Source organism: Lactiplantibacillus garii (assembly GCF_003885105.1).
Lineage (GTDB): Bacteria > Bacillota > Bacilli > Lactobacillales > Lactobacillaceae > Lactiplantibacillus > Lactiplantibacillus garii.
In genome coordinates this window covers 49,958-65,172 of record NZ_QWZQ01000014.1, presented here as the reverse complement: position 1 = coordinate 65,172, position 15,215 = coordinate 49,958, and the positions used below count along the sequence as shown (strand labels likewise).

Here is a 15,215-nt window from a genome sequence, read left to right as displayed (position 1 = left end):
ACGCACACTTCATCATACACTTCAAGTGTTTCCAACGACATCTTCGGCGGATTCCACTCATTCGTATTGAACTTAATCTCAGCAATCAAAGGCTTCTTCTAAAGCCAATCAATTAATGCCATAGGAGGCAAACAACATGAGTTTCTTTAACGATTTTCATATTTTACCAGGTACGCACACTTCATCATACACTTCAAGTGTTTCCAACGATCCATTCGGCGGATTCCACTCATTTGTATTGAACTTGATCTCTGCAATCAAAGGTTTCTTCTAAAGCAAAATAGTTGGTCATTGGAAATGACGGCAAAGAACCGTTACTGCTTTTAGGCGTGCGTGACACCGAACAATGAAATGTTAGTCGTAACATTTTTGGTGATTTAAGCAGTATCTACTTAAACGTAGTGTCTAAATCTGAAAATAATGTAATTTTGCGAATAAATTAATCTAATAATTAATTTATATCTTAATATTATGCGAATTATGAGAGAGTATATAGTTAACAGGTTACTTCGTTAAACGGTCAATCTCATGATTCCACTGAATAGGGGAGCACACACCATGAGTTTTTTCAATGATTTTCATATTTTACCGGGGACACACACATCATCGTACACATCAAGTGTAACTAATGATATCTTTGGTGGTTTCCACAGCTTTGTTTTAGATTTGATTGCTGCTTTTAAAAGTTAATTGCAACTTTTAATAAAACGCCGATAGAAATCATTATGGTGTAATAGACACAACACAAATACGCGTGACTAAGATGGTGGGTTGGCAAGCGATTTGTCACCCACCGTTTTAATTCACAAGGGAATTTTGTTGCTGTTTGGGGAGGAAAAACCAAATGTCAAAAGATAATCAAAAAATGACCGGGGATTCAGTTTACCGGGTAAAGATGTATAAGGACGGCAAAAAGTGGGTTGCTGCTGGAGCAACGACCTTAGCGGTACTTGCCGGACTTTCTTTAGCGAATGTAAACGCTTCTGCTGATACTACTAATAATGGTAGTGAAGGCAATAGTGTCGAAAATGTTCAAAGTGGAGCTCCTACTTCAAGTACACCTGCTAGTGCCGGTTCTGCAACTAGTCAAGGTTCACAAGCCGCTTCACAAAGCTCCAATGGTTCTGACGGTTCAGGCGCTCCTGTTTCTCAGAATTCTAACGGTTCAAGTGCCGCTGGTTTACAAGATACTACTAGTAACGAAGGGGTAAGTGCTGCAACTCCAGCAGCCTACTCAGCTCCAGTAGCTGAATCGGCTTCAATTGCACCAGAAACTACTACTAAGGTGAGCCAAACAACTCCTATAGTTACGACACCGGAATCACAAGCAAACGTTTCAGTTTCTGAAGATGCACAAGTTGACGTAACGTCGGTTGCTGCTAGTGACGGTACGACCACTGTGAAGAATACTGGTACGGTTAATAAAACTAACCAAACTGGTCAAACTGGTCAAACCGTTAATAACACGCAGATTAGCAACCCTGAAGCGGGTAAGACGTATGACGTTGACATTACGTTGACTAAGAACCCTAAAGTAGATTGGAATAATGGTAACGGTCAATTTACCGTTAAACCAGTTAACTCAAACGATGCGCGTGGAACGTGGAAATTACTTTCTTACCAAATTGATGGTGGAAAAGCGAACACTCTGAGTGAAGCGGACCAAACGGCCTTTAGTGGTATCAACTATGACAAGATCGGTGCTACTGCCAAATCAATCACCTTTAACTTTGAATATGACGCGCTCACTGATGCGCCTTCTGGCAGTTTACAATTTGCCGAAGTACCAAATGCAAACGGTGATACGTCAACAGAAACAGCGGGTTGGAACTACGAGACAAAGAATACGTCAACTGAAGTTCAACAAGCCAACGTAGATGTCACCTATTATATTGTTTCAAAATTCGATGGCCAGACAGCACCTGATGTTCAGGCAATTAGTGGTGCGGGTGTTACAAAGGCCGGAGACGTCGGTGGTACTTATACAATTACTCCGGCAGTATTAGATGGCTATACTTACTACAATAGTAGTGCTGAGCTGTCCGGTGAGCTTGCAGCTGATGGTGCTTCAATTAAATTATTCTATGTTGAAAATACGGCGGTAACAGTTAAGTATCAAGACACTGATGGTAACACTGTTGCTGAAGACAACACTTACATGCAGGGGGCTGACGGTACCTTCACACAAGCTGGTGGGACTTACACCGTTGCCCATCCTGAAGTTGAAGGCTATACCTATGCTGGCTATACGATTGGTAATGCTGACGCCAAAGCAGAATTGCAAACGGGTGACGTTAACGCTGCTACGTTAGCTAATGGGATTAACGTGGTTAACTTCATCTACACGAAGAATCCAGCAGCTCAATACACGGTAACGGCGAAGTACGTTGATGAAGACGGCAATTCCATTGCGGCTGACAAGACGTTTACTGGCGAAACCGGGACGGCCTATGACGCAACGAACGCCATTGATGGTTACACCTTCAGTAAAGCTGATGGTGCGGTTGCCGGTCAAATCGGTGATGCTGATTCGACCGTAACGTTAACTTACACGAAGAACCCAGCCGCACAATACACGGTAACGGCGAAGTACGTTGACGAAGCTGGCAACACCATTGCGGCTGACAAGACGTTTACCGGTGAAACCGGGACGGCTTACGACGCAACGAACGCCATTGACGGCTACACTTACAAGTCTGGCGACGTAACTGGTAAGATTGGCGACGCAGATTCAACCGTAACGATCGTTTACGCAAAGAACCCAGCGGCCCAATACACGGTAACGGCGAAGTACGTTGACGAAGCTGGCAACACCATTGCGGCTGACAAGACGTTTACCGGTGAAACCGGGACGGCTTACGATGCCACAAACGCCATTGACGGCTACACTTACAAGTCCGGCGACGTAACTGGCAAGATTGGCGACGCAGATTCAATTGTAACGATCGTTTACGCAAAGAACCCAGCCGCACAATATACGGTAACGGCGAAGTACGTTGACGAAGCTGGCAATTCCATTGCGGCTGACAAGACGTTTACCGGTGAAACCGGGACGGCTTACGATGCCACGAACGCCATTGATGGCTACACTTACAAGTCTGGCGACGTAACTGGTAAGATCGGTGACGCAGATTCAACCGTAACGATCGTTTACGCAAAGAACCCAGCGGCCCAATACACGGTAACGGCGAAGTACGTTGACGAAGCTGGCAATTCCATTGCGGCTGACAAGACGTTTACCGGTGAAACCGGGACGGCTTATGACGCGACAAAGGATATTGAGGGTTACACGCTCAAGTCCGACAATGCTAAGGGAACTATTGGCAATGCCGACTCAACCGTAACGTTGACTTACGCAAAGGTTGCACAACCGACGACCGCACCAACGACGGCTCCTACAACTGCACCGACAACGGCGCCAACCGTAGCACCAACGACCGCACCAACAACGGCTCCTACAGTTGCACCGACAACGGCGCCAACGACTGCACCAACAACGGCTCCTACAACGGCACCAACAACAGCAGCGACTACTGCGCCTGCTGAAGGCGACGAGGGTCAAACAACCACCGTTGCACAACCAACGACGGCCCCAGCTACTGAAATCAAGACCGTTACCGTTTACGATGGTGACCAGACGAACGGAACTGCCGGGGTAATCCCAGCTGCCGCTGCCTTGAAGCCGGTTGAAACGACTAAGACGAAGACCACAACTTCCGATGCAAAGGCTTTGCCACAAACTGACGAAGACGAGAACGGGACGGCATTAGCTGTCTTGGGTCTTGGAACCATGTTAATGGGTTCAGCATTGTACTTCGGTGTCTCACGTCGTAAGCATGAAGCATAATAATTAATAGAAGCTTGATTATTTGCTGAACGGATAGAAAGGTCGTTCACGCGACCTTTCTACTCTTTGAGCAAACAATCAAGTTTATGGAGGAGTTGCATTATGAAGATGTTCAGTTTAAAGCGCAAAGATAAGAATGAGGATTTTGCGAGTCATTCTGAGCGCGCAACGGCGACCTCAACTGTCGCTGCTCAGAAGCCCAAACCAAAAGCTACACCTGGCAACGCGGCTAACGACCGCAACGCCGCGGGTGCTTCGCCAGCAGGGAGTAGTGCGGCTGCTTCCAATGTCACACCAATCAAAGGGCAAAACCGGGTTAACCAACGGCGTGCCGGACAAAAGTCCGCGAAGACTAGTTCAATGATCGAACGGGAAATGTCCGATTTGAACAAACAGTACCAAGTTTTACGAGGGGAACTTAAAGTTCAACTGGTTCAGGATCGTAAGCACGAAAAGCAACGCTACGAAACGTTGGTTGGGGAACAAAAGAACTTAGGTCAACAGTTAGCCGATGCTAAGGTTACCTTGCAAAAGCAAGATAAAGTGGTGATGGATAACGGTGACGAGCGTAAGGACATGGTCGCGAAGATCAACGCTGCTCAGAAGCAGTACGATGACGCCAAGCGTTCATTGACCAAGAGTGACCAGACTTTAAATTCGTTACAACAAAAGATCAGTCAGTCCGAACGTTCATTAGCCGATTTACGGCAAAACGAAGCTAATATGCGGAAGGCCATTCAAGGCGAGCAAGACTTGAAGAAGTTATTTGTCTTGATGAAGGACCAAGAAAAACAAGCCCAAGACCTGTATTCAAAGAGTGATGCAATCAACAGTGAACTGGTGAAACTTCAAAAACGTGAGCAGTCCGAAACCCGTGATCGTTCAAGCAAGGAACACGCCATTACAACCGCGGAAAAGTCTTTACATACCGCTCAAGATGCCCTGGTTGCTTATGACCGGAAGACTAAGAATGCGCAGGATGAACAGTCACGTCAGTTGAACTTGATCAATCAGAAGATCAACCGGTTGCAACACGATTATGATCAAAATGAAGCTTCTGTTAAGGGCTTACAACAAAAGATTGAAAGCATTGACGCGAAGTTAAAATCGGATTACGGCACGACCCACTTGGTCTCACCAGTTGAGTTTGACCAATCAGCAAAATACTTCCTCTTCAGTAACGATCTAATTCAATCCTTATCAGAAGATGAAAAGACTTCAATGTCCATGATCATGGGTCTCTTGAAGAACGAAGTTAAGGGTGACGCTAACGTTGTGACGATCAACTATAACGATAGTTTACCGGATATCTGGAAGAGCTATCAGAACCACGGCTTAGTTGAAAAGAACACCGGCCTATTTAATATGTACTATGCGCTTCAAGCGAAGGTTCCCGGTGAAGTTGCGAAGTCTAAGCCCGAATTACCAGATAACCCGGCATGGCAGTATAAGCGCAACTCTGATCAGCAGATCACGTCAATCGCCGACGATGGCGGTAACCTGATTATGGATTTGAAGTACCGCAAGAGTGGGGCTATTTGGTACATCACGTACTTTAACGGCTCGATTGCAACGCGGCGTGACGTGTACGACGCGGCTGGTTTTCTGTCCGTTACCCAGTACCTTGACCGGACTAATAATTCACAAGTGACCTTGGAGAACTTCTACCGGCCAGACCGTTCCATCGCAATGATCAAACAGTACGGAAGCAACCACGAATTATCAATTCAGTTAGTCAATAAAGATGAAGCCATTACGAACGTTTTCCATTCCGAAGCGCAATTATTAACTTGGTGGTTATCATCCGTTTTGCAAAAACAAGACAGTGTCTTGGTAATGGGCGTGAACACGCCGCTGTTTGACCAATGCTTAAAAGCAACCAACGAACACTTCCACGTTTTACCAATCGTGTCGGCTAACGATTTAGATAACCAACACGTTAAGGACATCATTGACGGGAAGAGTAAGTTGTCAAGCTTAGTTGTGACGGACCATGACGTTCAAGATGCTATTGAGAAGAAGATGACGCGTGACCTTGAAATTACGATCATGCCAACAGTTAGTGACCGTGCTTAGTCGCGGAGTCGTGAATAATCTCCGCCTGAACACGACGCTCAAATGGGGTTGGAAGAATTGAAGACTGATACCATGGAAAAAAAGGCAAAGTATGATGATGCGGAACTGTTTGAAAAGGTTCTAGTCGGAATGTCGTGGCTGGAAAGCCACTTAAGGGAAATTATTCAAACGATGGTGGCCGACGCCGACATTTCGTTTGAACAATTCCTGATTCTCTATTACTTGGATCATAGTAACGAACATCGAATTACGGTGAAGGAGCTAGCCGCTGATCGGCACGTTTCTTCGTCCGCCATTTCAAGAAAACTGACCTACTTAATTAACAATGACTTGATTGTGTTGAATATCGATCCGTACGATCGACGTTACCGGTACTTGACCCTAACTCCGAAGGGTGAGTCAGTAGCAAGGTTAATTGAAAAGGTAAACGAAGAACGCCTTGGCAAGTTCTTAGACGAGTTTGGCCGGATTCGGACGTCCGAATTAACGGATGAATTACGGATGGTCAGCAAGGTACTCGTTGATACCAAAGAAATTAAGGGTTAATAAAAATCCTCACACATTTGGGATGTGTGAGGATTTTTTTGTGGTCCTAGAGACTGAGTGCGATTGAATAAATGATGAAGCCACCAACGATCATACCGAGGATGGCCAGCACCGTGAAAATAACGTTACGGGTGATTTGACTGACGCGGTGCTCCAAGTGTAAACGCGCTTGCGAGTGTTCGTGCTGCGCGTTATACAGGGACGCGTTGGTGTCTTTGACCCAGTCGGCACCACGTTTACCGTAGTAGGGATTGGTGTGACGCTCGCCGGTGCTGTGAACCCGTCCATCGGGTTTGGTTAACGGTTTGTATAGTCGCATCTGAATCCTCTTTTCGCCAGTTAATTAGTCCTTTTGGGCCTTATACGGTACCGCGTAATTCTTAGGTGCATCACTGGCCTTGGCGTACTTCCAATGACCGGACATTTTCTTTTCAAGTGGTGCGTCCTTTTTGATGCAAGTAAAGCGCGAACCAACGGCGTTTTCAATGATGAAAATACGGTTGAATTCGTGACGCGTTTGGACGATGTGGCAATCGTCGTGATCAATCCCAAAAACATCTTTATATACCAAAAAACATTATCTCCTTCGTAACGACGTTCAATACTAAGCTAATTTTACACTGAACAATTGACTTAACGGAGTGTTCCGCTACACTTCCATTATAAACCCTCCGTGCAAGTGGTAAACTGATTTGCACAAATTCGGTGAATTTTTAGGTTGAATACGTCGCCGAAGCTCAATCGTATTATAGGCTGTGACCGTTAATTAGTGGTAAATAACCCCTCCAATGAACACCAATAAAGGCCATTTATTTCGACCTGTTCAATTAAAATGTGAACTTACCACGTAGATTGAAACGGGAGGCGAACGTACAAAAAAAGAACTGGGATGGGTCCCAGTTCTAGTCTGCCATAATATAAGTTAATTAATGACGATACAAATAATATTTATATCGTCATTAATACTAGCACGATTGGTTCCACGTGGGATTGTCAGTGAATAATTAATTAATTGAAAAAACGTTGTGGCCATCAAAAAACGCCAAGTTGGTTAAAAACCAAACTTGACGTTCATCGGAATGATACTCATTGGGTATACTGGGCTCGAACCAGTAAATTACGGATTCAGAGTCCGCTGCCTTACCAATTTGGCGAATACCCAATAACAACTATTTAATAGTAACTTTTTGAGGGAATACTGTCAAGACTTCTTGGTAGTTTTTTTATGCATGAAAAGTGAATTTTTTCTGGTGGGTTGAATTCTACCGGAAGTTTCGGCAAACTAAGGTTAAGGAGGTGGTCGGCGTGTCAGTTAGCGAGTTGACCCGACTGTTTAATCACCTGCGCCAACAATTGATTGTTTGGGCAGTTACCGCGGTTGGTCTGGCCGTAATGCGGACTTTCTTACTACCAACGTTGCTGACCTTTGTGTTTTGGTGTAGTGTGGGTTATTGCTTATTATTATTCATTGGGTTAGTCATTGTGACAATTTTACGTTTACGGCACCAAGATTAGATTGACAAGTTACCTAGGTTTCGGTAAGATGGTAATTGAATTTGTGCCCGCTGGTCAAATTGGTTAAGACGTCGCCCTCTCAAGGCGGAATTATGGGTTCGATCCCCATGCGGGTGATAGCCCCAGTTTTTCTGGGAAACGATGCGGAGCTAAAACGTTGATTTATCAACGTTTTAGCTCTTTTTTTATTGAAATTTTAGTTGAAGGTTTAAAGGATGACGGTGATTAATGCGCTGAGTGTTACGTTGGTTCTTAACGCTGGTCATTAATAAATAATCATTACATGGTTAACACCACTTATTGATTAGAAATAGTGCTATATTTATAGATGAATAATTTAATACTATTTGGAGGACTGTATCATGAAAAAATGGCAACGACAACTCAGTGCCGTCGCGTTGACGACCGTATTGGGACTAGGGGGCGTTGTCACCGCAGCTTCTGCGGCGACTTACAATCAAAAGGGCAACGCCTTAGCAAACTATAACGTTAAAAAGTATAAGACGGTCAAGAATAAAAATTATTATCAAAAGGCGTATGCATACCAGGCAGCGCCGAACTATAACCGGGGAGGCCTCTACCAGACTAAGCCGGGAACGATTAAACGGACGGCCGGGACCGTTAAGACGCTGAAGTTTAAGACTAACGTCTACCTTCCCGTCACGTACGCGACTTCCGGTGACTGGGGCAATCCGCAAAGTGAAGTATTGTCCAAAAGTGGTAAAACGCTCTACACCCTAGTCATGCTTAACAAGGGGACGCAAACTGGCCGCATCGTAAAGTATAATCTGGGTAAACTGCGAAGCAAGTTTAACATTTCAACGACCAACATGACGGCCCTGCGGCGCGCGACTTACGACAAGAGTGTGAACCAGTTAACTGCCACTGACCGCCAAATTTTGAAGTACGTTAAGGTTGGTCCAACCTTTAACGCGGGTCACGGGCAGTCGTTGGCGCAAAACCCGAAGACGGGGGAACTCTGGTTTGTTGGAGCTGCGGCCGTGCACGCAAACGTACAACGGGTCAGCACAAAGACGCTGAAGCCCAACAAACGGATCAATTTCACGTTGAAGTCGACCGTGGCAATGGGGGAAAACTTGACCTTTGATAAAAAGGGGAACGCCTACTTCTACACCTATTCCAACGGCGGTTGGGCGCCTAAGAATACCCTCAAAATTTATAAGGGTAAAATTAATAAAAAATCGGTGAAGTTCCATTTGATCATGCAGGGCTTGCGGCATAATCCGGGATGGAAATCACAATCAATTGCGTATAACGCTAAAAATAATCGCCTATACTTTGTATCTAACTCCAGTATTTCTTCAGTCCCCGTTAGCAAGTTAGGTAAATTGAAAGCTAAGGACGTTAAGGCGGTTAAATTATCCGGTAAACGTGAATTTGAAGGCTTACAATTTGATAAAAAGGGCGCTGGTTACTTATTAGTTAATCGGGGTTCGGAAATTTTGAAAACAACTAACAAGTTCTAGGCATGTTTTCTAAAAAAGTCATCCGTCGTTAGTCGTACGGGTGGCTATTTTTAGTGAACGAAGGGGGTAACGGGTTGCGTGTAATCACATTTTTAAAACGTAATTGGTTTCTTTTGGGTTACCTGGTTTTAGCCGTATTGAGCTATACTTTGCGGTGGTTGTACGTCGTAATGATGAGTATCATTAGTCTTTACTTGGTCGTAACTTTGATTGGTCAAAATCGACGGGGCACGTCCGCTAATAAACGGTTGGCGGCCGGAATTGGCCTGTTCGTACTGAGCATTGTTTTGATTGTTGGGATTCTAGGTTATTATCACCAATAATAATAAAGTACCACGCGTTAGCCCGAACGAGTCGGATGGACTAATGCGTGGTACTTTTGTGATTAATTAGTTTGAAGTAGTGCTGCGAACGCGCTGGTAGTCATCCCGGGGACGACCCGCTGGCGAGTTAAGTTATACGGATTTTGGCTACTGGTTGCGATGCCCGCCGCTGTCGATAGGGCGCAGGTGTAACCAGCCGCTTTATCGGCCTTGATGGTTTCGCCATCCGCGCGTCCGGCCGGGTAACAGATGACCCGGGTCCGTTGGTGTAAGTTTTTATCAAGCCACTTCTTAGAACTGGTCAATTCCGTTAATTGAACTTGGTAAGTTAAGTCGTTTAAGTCCAAGTGGCGAACCGTGTGGCTCTGAAAGTCGACGTTACCGGAGGCCTTCATTTTTTGAGCATCGGTTAAACTGAGGTGATTTGGCTTATTTGCGAAACCGGTAATGAAGTTAATGGTCGCGTGCTGACCGTTATTCTTTAAAATTGGCCAGGCCCGTGTCATGTTGTCCTTGTAGCTGTCGTCTAGGGTGATCCAAACGATTTTCTTTTGGGGCACCCGGTTGTGTTTGAGCGCGTACACCGCTTGATTAGTGGTTAACGTGTCGTAATGGTGCTGTTTTAAATAGGCCATTTGTGCCCGAAATTCTTTGGCCGGGACCCGCAACGAATTACCGGTAGAAATGCTGTGATACATTAATATAGGTAGTTTTACTTTTTTTACCCGCCGCCAGTTAGCGTACTGGTTAGTCCGCTGTTGGCTCTTAGCGCTTGCCTGGGTGCTTTTAGCTGCGGCTTGGATAGTTGAACTGTTTGAACGATGAGCGGCCTTAGAATGAGCGCCACAGCCCCCTAATAAAATCCCTGCTAGTATGATTGTACCTAGCAAGCTAGTTTGTCGAAGTTGCATCATAATCCCCCTTATTTTGCACTTGTATCCATACTAATGGATTTAGCGCCGATAAACAGCAATTTTTATAAAAAATAGCATTTTTTTAATTTAGCGTGCTCATCAAAAGTTTAAGAAAAGGTAGGATTGTTTAGGGATTTACCAAGGAGTTTAAGAATCCGTTGAGTGGTCTAGACGGTTGGTTAACGCTTAGCTAAGATAAATTTTGTAATAAAAATTTACAGGGGGCGTTAAACGTGAAAAAAGGATTAACGGGACTTTTAGTGGTGGTATTAATTGGTGCGGCGGCGTTGTTATTCTCGGGAAACTTCACTAAGAATCGGGGAGACGAACTTGCCATGGCGATTGATAACGTCAATCCGTTGGTGAAGGAAACGACTGTCTACGGGATGACTAATCAAGCCGTTAGCCATACGAAGGGCCAGATGGGCGAAGACGTTTTTACCTATAAGATGAACACCGTGGATATGCGGGGGGCGCGGCGGACTTTAACGTTTACGGCCGACCACCGGTTAAAATTGGCCCATTACCTCAAAATTAAAACGAAGGGTCAAAACGTCAACACTTGGGAGGCGGTTGCGGGTCACACCGTTCCAAGTCACGTTCGTCAAGACCTTAGCAACAGTTAAATCTTAAAGCCAAACGCGGTTGTGGCCCTGGGCCCAACCGCGTTTGGCTTTGCTTGAATTTTAGTCAGTAACATTGTTAACTAACTATTAAGGACGTTATAAAATCTTAAAACTTTTTGAGTGTCAAAGTGGAACGAGTGAGTTACAATAGTTTCCGTGAGACTTGTAAAGATAGTTGACAAAGAAACGATTTTTCGTTAGATTAAGATACTGCATTATTATTTTGATAATGAATGAAGGGGAGCGTGTAAATGCTTAAAATAGCAAAGGGTCGAATTTCATACGGCGCGGTTATTGGTGCGATTTTGTTCATGATCGTTCAAGTAATTGCAAATTTGAATTTGCCCAGTTTGACGTCGAATATTGTGAATAACGGGGTCGCCAAGGGTGACATTAGTTATATTTGGAAAGTCGGTTTTGAAATGATCGGCTTCTCCCTGTTATCCGTCGTGGCCGCCTTTGGGAACGTGTTTTTGGCGGCGCGGTCGTCACAACAGTTAGGGAAAAATTTACGTTCGGATATTTATAAGAAGGTCCTCAACTTTTCAAACGATGAATTTGATGAAGTTGAAACGTCTTCATTGATTACCCGGACGACCAACGACGTGGTGCAGATCCAAAACGTGGCCATGATGGCTCTGCGAATGATGATCATGGCACCAATTATGTTGATTGGGGCTAGTTTTCTGGCGTACACCAAGAGTCACGAGTTAACCTGGATTTTCGTCGTTTCGATTCCGGTCTTGTTAATTTTCATCGGCTTAATCATGGGATTTGCGATTCCGCTATTCCGGGCGATGCAAACGAAGACTGACCGCATTAACTTGGTTTTTCGTGAGGGATTGACGGGGGTACGGGTCATTCGTGCTTTTCGGCAGGATAAGTTTGAACAGGACCGTTTTGAAGACGCCAACCAAGACTACACGAATAACGCGATCAAGGTTAACACGATCGTCGCGTTAGCTTACCCGGTCATGACTTTAATTATGAGTGGGACCAACGTGGCCATCGTTTGGTTTGGTGGGCAGCTGATCAGCAGTCAAACGATGCAGGTCGGGAACATGATTGCCTTCATGACGTACGCCATGCAAGTATTGATGAGCTTCATGATGCTTGCAATGGTTTTTGCGTTCATTCCCCGGGCCGCGGCTTCCGCTTCCCGGATTCAAGAAGTTTTGGATATTAAAACCAAAATCACGAACCCGGACAATTCGGAAACGTTGCCAGTAACGACTGAACACAGCTTGACGTTTGATCACGTTGATTATCGGTACCAGAGCGCGGAGCAGTTAGCTTTGACCGACATTGACTTTCAGGCCCATTCTGGTCAAACGGTCGCCATCATTGGTGGGACCGGTTCTGGTAAGACGACCTTGGTCAACCTGATTCCACGGTTTTACGACATCGAAAAGGGTGCCGTTAAGCTGGACGGTGTTGACGTTCGCAAGTTGAAGTTAGCCGACCTACACCGGGCCGTGTCCTTCGTGCCACAAACGGCCACGCTGTTTACCGGGACGATTCGGGAAAACATGCAGTTTGGGAACGAAAAGGCAACCGATGATGAAATTTGGCACGCTTTGGAAATTGCCCGCTCAACCGATTTTGTTAAGGAAGAGGGGGGCCTAGACGCCCACGTTGAACAAGGTGGGGGTAACTTTTCCGGTGGTCAACGGCAACGGTTAGCGATTGCCCGGGCCCTAGTTAAGCACGCGTCCGCTTACGTTTTTGACGATTCATTTTCCGCGTTGGACTTTAAGACCGATGCCGAACTCCGGGCGGAACTTCGTCAGGATAAAATGATCCAACAAGGCGTCGTGGTGATCGTGGCCCAACGGATTGCCACGGTGGCCGATGCCGACTTGATCCTAGTTTTGGATAACGGCAAGTTAGTCGGTAAGGGGACCCACGCTGAATTGAAAGCGAATAACGAAGTTTATCAAGAAATTATGAAATCACAATTACGAGAGGAGGATCAACTTTAATGAGCGAGAAAAAATCAAATGCTGCTGATACGCCCCGTCCTAGTGGCCCACGGCACGGACCCGGTTCACAAGGCGTCGTCGAAAAGCCGAAAAGCTTTTGGAAAACGGCCATCCGCTTAATGCGGTACATGTCGGATCGTTGGGTTGGTCTGGCCATCGTCATGATTTTTGCGATTGTTTCGGTCATTTTTCAAATTCAAACGCCGAAGATCTTAGGGAAAGCCACCACCGAAATTTATAAAGGTATTATGAAGGGTGTGGCGCAACAAAAAGCGGGGATTAGTCAGAATGGTTACCCAATTAATTTTGAAAAAATTGGCCAAATTATTTTAATTGTGCTGTTAATGTACGTGGCGTCCGCGCTGTTTAACTTCATTCAACAGTTCATTATGACCCGAATCTCACAACGGACGGTTTACAAGTTACGGCGTTCGTTTAAGGGTAAGATGCAAAAAGTACCGATCTCATACTACGATACCCATTCTAACGGGGACATTATGAGTCGGGCCGTCAACGATATGGATAACATCGCTAACACGCTGCAGCAAAACTTAACGCAGGCCGTGACCAGTATCGTTACTTTCGTCGGAACGATTTGGATGATGCTGACGATCAGTTGGAAACTAACGCTGATCGCCCTGGTTACGATCCCACTTAGCGTCGTCGTCGTTGGTGTAATTGCACCGAAGTCGCAAAAGTTCTTTGGAACCCAGCAAAAGTCCCTGGGGTTATTGAATAACCAGGTTGAAGAAAACTATGCTGGTCACGTGGTTATCAAGAGTTTCAATAAGGAACAGGATGCCATTGACGATTTTGAAGAACAAAATAACAATTATTATCAATCCGCGTGGAAAGCCCAGTTTATTTCCGGGATTATCATGCCGTTAATGATGTTTTTAAACAACATTGGTTACGTGTTCGTAGCTATTATTGGGGGAATCGACGTGGCGAACGGCCACGTTTCTCTCGGGAACATTCAGGCGTTCTTACAGTATACGCAACAGTTCTCCCAACCAATTTCACAAATGGCTAACTTGCTGAACACTATTCAATCAACGGTTGCTTCTGCTGAACGGGTCTTCGAAGTTTTGGACGAAGAAGAAATGAAGCAGACCAAGTCGAACTTACCGGCTGAGACGGATAGTGATAATTTGATCAGCTTGGAACACGTCCAATTCGGGTACACCGACGACGCCCTGTTGATGAAGGATTACAACTTGAACGTTAAGCGTGGTCAGCAGGTCGCGATTGTTGGGCCGACCGGGGCCGGTAAAACGACCATTATTAACTTGTTGGAACGCTTTTACGATATCAAGGGTGGGTCTATCCGCTTGAACGGTACCGATACTCGGGACCTGAAGCGCGAAGATTTGCGCTCCCACTTTGCGATGGTGTTGCAGGATACCTGGCTCTTTACCGGGACGATTTACGATAACTTGAAATACGGTCGTGAAGACGCGACTAAGGAAGAAATTTTAGCAGCGGCGAAGGCGGCCCACGTGGACGGCTTTGTTCGTAAGTTACCGGACGGATACGATACCATCTTAAACGAAGAAGCTTCTAACATTTCACAGGGGCAACGGCAACTCTTAACGATTGCCCGGGCCTTTGTGGCTGATCCAGAAATTCTGATTTTAGATGAAGCCACGAGTTCAGTTGATACCCGGACCGAAGTGCACATTCAACACGCGATGGAACGGTTATTGAAAAATCGGACCAGCTTCGTCGTTGCACACCGTTTATCAACGATTCAGGGTGCCGATAACATTATCGTCATGAATCACGGTTCCGTCGTTGAAACCGGGACCCACGCCCAGTTGATGGCTCAAAACGGGTTCTACGCTGATCTATATAACAGTCAGTTTACTGGCAATATCGATATTGACTAAAGGAGGGGTG

Annotated in this window: 12 protein-coding genes and 2 tRNA genes; 10 read left to right on the top strand and 4 right to left on the bottom strand. The window is 45.5% G+C overall.

The genetic code is table 11. The features are described 5' to 3' along the window. Window positions 1-844: 844 nt before the first annotated feature. The 3 genes from D1831_RS05810 to D1831_RS05800 all read left to right on the top strand — a co-directional run bounded on the left by D1831_RS05810 (window position 845) and on the right by D1831_RS05800 (window position 6,469). Window positions 845-3,847 carry a MucBP domain-containing protein gene (locus tag D1831_RS05810; protein ID WP_125071986.1) on the top strand — a complete coding sequence of 1,001 codons (3,003 nt, stop codon included), beginning with the start codon at window positions 845-847 and terminating at the stop codon, window positions 3,845-3,847. Between the two features lie 102 nt (window positions 3,848-3,949). Beyond that, window positions 3,950-5,923: a coiled-coil domain-containing protein gene (locus D1831_RS05805; RefSeq protein ID WP_125071985.1), complete on the top strand. Its 1,974-nt coding sequence runs from the start codon at window positions 3,950-3,952 to the stop codon at window positions 5,921-5,923. Window positions 5,924-5,995: 72 nt separating this feature from the next. Further along, window positions 5,996-6,469, top strand: coding sequence for a MarR family winged helix-turn-helix transcriptional regulator (locus D1831_RS05800; RefSeq protein WP_225422795.1), 474 nt, complete (start codon window positions 5,996-5,998; stop codon window positions 6,467-6,469). A 46-nt stretch (window positions 6,470-6,515) separates the two neighbouring features. Here the strand turns inward: D1831_RS05800 and D1831_RS05795 are convergent, their stop codons facing one another. The 3 genes from D1831_RS05795 to D1831_RS05785 form a co-directional block, all read right to left on the bottom strand. Then, window positions 6,516-6,788, bottom strand: coding sequence for a hypothetical protein (locus D1831_RS05795; RefSeq protein WP_125071983.1), 273 nt, complete (start codon window positions 6,786-6,788; stop codon window positions 6,516-6,518). 24 nt (window positions 6,789-6,812) lie between these two features. Continuing rightward, entirely contained in the window at window positions 6,813-7,040 is a 228-nt protein-coding gene (locus D1831_RS05790; protein WP_125071982.1) for a hypothetical protein, read from the bottom strand. A gap of 518 nt (window positions 7,041-7,558) precedes the next feature. Beyond that, window positions 7,559-7,631, bottom strand: a tRNA-Gln gene (locus D1831_RS05785). A 143-nt stretch (window positions 7,632-7,774) separates the two neighbouring features. On the opposite strand from D1831_RS05785, the gene D1831_RS05780 reads away from it, so the two are divergent. From D1831_RS05780 to D1831_RS05765, 4 genes are all read left to right on the top strand, one after another. After that, window positions 7,775-7,984, top strand: a complete 210-nt coding sequence (locus tag D1831_RS05780) for a hypothetical protein (RefSeq protein ID WP_125071981.1) — start codon at window positions 7,775-7,777, stop codon at window positions 7,982-7,984. A 44-nt stretch (window positions 7,985-8,028) separates the two neighbouring features. Further along, window positions 8,029-8,101 (top strand) — tRNA-Glu (locus D1831_RS05775). Between the two features lie 245 nt (window positions 8,102-8,346). Then, window positions 8,347-9,471 (top strand): hypothetical protein, encoded by a 1,125-nt coding sequence (locus tag D1831_RS05770; protein ID WP_125071980.1) that lies wholly within the window; start codon window positions 8,347-8,349, stop codon window positions 9,469-9,471. Between the two features lie 74 nt (window positions 9,472-9,545). Beyond that, a complete protein-coding gene (locus tag D1831_RS05765; protein WP_125071979.1) occupies window positions 9,546-9,794 on the top strand; it encodes a hypothetical protein in 249 nt (82 codons plus the stop codon). A 62-nt stretch (window positions 9,795-9,856) separates the two neighbouring features. Here the strand turns inward: D1831_RS05765 and D1831_RS05760 are convergent, their stop codons facing one another. Next, a complete protein-coding gene (locus D1831_RS05760) occupies window positions 9,857-10,705 on the bottom strand; it encodes a polysaccharide deacetylase family protein (RefSeq protein WP_125071978.1) in 849 nt (282 codons plus the stop codon). Between the two features lie 236 nt (window positions 10,706-10,941). On the opposite strand from D1831_RS05760, the gene D1831_RS05755 reads away from it, so the two are divergent. From D1831_RS05755 to D1831_RS05745, 3 genes are all read left to right on the top strand, one after another. Beyond that, entirely contained in the window at window positions 10,942-11,334 is a 393-nt protein-coding gene (locus tag D1831_RS05755) for a YxeA family protein (RefSeq protein ID WP_225422793.1), read from the top strand. A 251-nt stretch (window positions 11,335-11,585) separates the two neighbouring features. Beyond that, the gene (locus D1831_RS05750) at window positions 11,586-13,316 is read left to right on the top strand and encodes an ABC transporter ATP-binding protein (RefSeq protein WP_125071977.1); all 1,731 of its coding nucleotides are present in this window, start codon (window positions 11,586-11,588) and stop codon (window positions 13,314-13,316) included. Further along, window positions 13,316-15,205, top strand: a complete 1,890-nt coding sequence (locus tag D1831_RS05745; protein WP_125071976.1) for an ABC transporter ATP-binding protein — start codon at window positions 13,316-13,318, stop codon at window positions 15,203-15,205. Before D1831_RS05750 ends, D1831_RS05745 begins: the two co-directional genes overlap by 1 nt. Window positions 15,206-15,215: the final 10 nt, after the last annotated feature.